Origin of the sequence: Mycolicibacter longobardus, from assembly GCF_002102265.1 — a bacterium.
Taxonomy (GTDB): Bacteria; Actinomycetota; Actinomycetes; order Mycobacteriales; family Mycobacteriaceae; genus Mycobacterium; species Mycobacterium longobardum.
This window is the reverse complement of record NZ_LQPG01000021.1, coordinates 1-1,694: the sequence shown is the minus strand read 5'-3', so window position 1 is coordinate 1,694 and position 1,694 is coordinate 1. Positions and strand designations below refer to the sequence as shown.

At 65.8% G+C, this 1,694-nt stretch carries 2 pseudogenes; one reads left to right on the top strand and one right to left on the bottom strand.

The features are described from left to right. A pseudogene (locus AWC16_RS25550) lies at positions 1 to 770 on the bottom strand (PE family protein); the annotation flags it as partial. On the opposite strand from AWC16_RS25550, the pseudogene AWC16_RS25545 reads away from it, so the two are divergent. Continuing rightward, a pseudogene (locus tag AWC16_RS25545) lies at positions 738 to 1,694 on the top strand (hypothetical protein); the annotation flags it as partial. The pseudogenes AWC16_RS25550 and AWC16_RS25545 overlap by 33 nt on opposite strands.

Sequence of the window (1,694 nt, the reverse complement as noted above, 5' to 3'; positions counted from 1 at the left end):
AGACCGGCGAGGCCCTGCGCCGAGGCGCCACCCACGCCACCGTTGCCGCCGACGCCACCATCACCACCAACACCACCGGAGCTGGTCGCGTCCCCACCGTCTTCACCATCAAGACCGCTACCGGCCACCGCGTCCGCACCCGTCGCGCCGTCCTCACCGACGCCACCCGCACCACCGACGCCACCACGGCCACCGGCACCACCATTACCACCATTACCGGCCTGCGCAGCACCACCGGCACCACCGGCACCACCAGCGCCACCGGTCAGACCCGAGGTGCCATCGCCAGTGAGTCCATCCGTCGAACCAGCCTCACCGGCGGCGCCATCACCACCAGCGCCACCATTACCACCATCACCCAGGTTGCCGGCATCACCACCAGCGCCACCGGCACCACCGGCAGCACCCGCAGTGGTGGCAGTGAACCCGTCACCACCGTGGCCGCCGTTACCGCCACCCGAGGCCGCCGCACCCGCAGCACCGGACTGGCCACCGTTGGAACCACCCGCACCGGCCGCACCCGCAACACCCGCGTCACCACCAGCACCACCAGCACCACCATCGATAGCCGACGCATCACCATCAGCACCGGCACCACCATTGCCACCGATACCAGCAGCACCACCATTGCCGCCGTTACCACCCACACCGGTAACACCCGTACCACCGAGCAACCAACCACCCGAACCACCAACACCCGCATTACCGCCCTGGCCGGCCGCACCACCATTGCCGCCATGACCCGCGTCGCCACCGGCCTCACCGGCCACCGTGGCGTCCTCACCATCGCCACCATCACCACCAACGCCACCATGACCACCCTGGCCACCAGCACCGCCCTTACCACCAGCACCGATCAGCCACGAACCCCGACCACCGGCACCACCATTACCACCGGCGCCACCATTGCCACCCGAGGTGCCATCAAGACCAATACCGCCGGCAACACCGGCAACACCCACCGCACCATCAGCGCCAGCGCCACCATGACCACCAACGCCATACATGAACCCAGCACCCGCGCCACCAGCACCACCATTACCGCCAGCACCACCAGCGACACCAGCACCACCAGCGCCGCCGTCACCACCAATACCCATCCACCAGCCACCAGCACCGCCGGCGCCACCATCACCACCAGCGTCGCCCGCACCACCGGCACCACCATTACCGAACATCCCCGCCGAACCACCGACACCACCGGTGCCATCAGCAGCAGTACCCGCCGCACCACCATCACCGAACCACAAACCACCGGCACCACCAGCAGCCTGCGCCAGCGTCCCACCATCCATACCGGCTTCGCCATTACCGATCAGAATCTGACCGAAACCGAACAAGTTGATAAACGAATTAACCTGCTCACCAAACGGACTCAGAATCCACGCCTGCCCCAACTGATGCAACGGCGTGTAGAACAACGAACCGAACCAGTCATCAGCCGACGCCGAAGACCCCGGCAGATCCGCCAACGACGCATCAAACGACAACCCCACGTTCGACAGCAACGGCTCCCACGAACCCGCATCAAACAACGTCTCCCACGACGACGCCTGACTCAAATCCGCAAACGCACCCGCCAGATCATCACCCAGCAGATCAACAACCCAATCCAACTCACCATCAGCATGCGCAACAGGCGCCGCAGCCAACGGCGACAACCCAAACGTCAAAAACGCCCCAACCGCACTACC